Origin of the sequence: Saccharibacter floricola DSM 15669 (assembly GCF_000378165.1) — a bacterium.
Taxonomy (GTDB): domain Bacteria; phylum Pseudomonadota; class Alphaproteobacteria; order Acetobacterales; family Acetobacteraceae; genus Saccharibacter; species Saccharibacter floricola.
This window is the reverse complement of the sequence record NZ_KB899370.1, coordinates 1-1,445: the sequence shown is the minus strand read 5'-3', so window position 1 is coordinate 1,445 and position 1,445 is coordinate 1. Positions and strand designations below refer to the sequence as shown.

The window sequence follows — 1,445 nt, the reverse complement described above, 5'->3', positions numbered from 1 at the left end:
TTACCGGCGAGGGTCGCACCAGATTGTACAGTCGTCGCTCCTGTCGCTTTGCTCTGGTCGCCATCAATTTGCAATGTCCCATGCTCAGCCGTCGTGTCCCCTGTGTAGGAATTATTCCCAGACAGAACCGTCACGCCAGAACCAACTTGATCAAATCGCCCAGAACCAGAAATAGCCGATGTCATATCAACACGGTCGCTATGATTAATTATCAACTGACCATCATTAACGATCGCTGATCCCGTAGCACGTCCACTCGTACCACCATCGCCGTACTGCACAACAGCATGAGAGCCTATCGTGGTTGTTCCACTATACGTGCTATCGCCGGTCATGATTTGCTTGCCGGTATTAACCGTCAATCCACCAGCCCCTTGTAGAGCCCCACCGTAGGTTCCCTGACCCTGCTGAATCGTCAGGAGTCCCGATAGCGTCCCTTTGCCTGCGCCCGTGAGTGAACCAACCGTTGCATTCTGCGCAGAGACATCAAAAGTGCCCTTCCCTGTATCCACAGCACCCGTAATGGTTGCCCCATCAAGAAGGACATATCCTTGGTTGGTCAGTGAATTCGCAGTACTCTGGTGTAACAGAACTTGCCCAGCTTGATTGTTAATATCTCCAAACTGAGCCTTATTAAGGCCCGTTAAGACAGCATTGGCATTGTTATTCGTGCTCTGCCCAGCAACGTGCCCACCATCAACGGTGACCGCTCCTTCATTATAAACGTCTCCCTGAAGAGACCCCTTAAGAAGCGTCAGCTCTGCATTGGGTGATACAGCTGTCGTTCCTGTGTACGTATGTTGGCCTGTAAAGATTTCCTTTCCACCGGTGATATTAACACCACCAGTCCCAGAAATAACGCCTGAATAGAGATTACCAAACTGCTCATTGGCATGGGAAATCTGTAGCGTATTATTCCCTAGAGAAATGTTGCCACTTCCATCCAGTGCCTGGATGGTTTTGGTTATCCCACTGCTACGCGTTTGTACCGCATCATCTGCAGCAAAAAGAGACAAGCTCAACAGAGAGAGCGGCTGTGCTGGGGTGCCAGAAATATCAAACTGACCATCTTTAAGCACGTGAACGCCCGCAGAGCTCTCAATAGAGCCGCTATCATTTAAAGTCAGAACCCCATGCTCTATCGTTGTCGCCCCAGTATATGTCTGCGCAGAACTGACAACCGTCCGACCTGTTCCAGCCTGCACAAGACTACCTGTGCCAGAGACAATCTGAGAGAGATCATACGCGTTGCTACGGTTAATGCGTAATGTGCCATCATCATGAATGGACTGACTGACAACAGACCCTGTTGTGCCACCAGTGCCCAGCTGTAACGTTGCCTCTTTCCCAATTAATGTATCACCAGAATACTGCTGGTCTGCAGAGAAAATCTGCTTCCCACTGGAGACATTAACGCTTCCACTGCCTGACATGACCCCATCATA

Annotated in this window: 1 protein-coding gene; it reads right to left on the bottom strand. The window is 50.1% G+C overall.

Features of this window, described 5'->3' with window-relative positions:
- Positions 1–1,445 (bottom strand): autotransporter-associated beta strand repeat-containing protein (locus F457_RS13175; protein WP_040921148.1); only part of this gene is annotated, 1,445 nt, incomplete at both ends.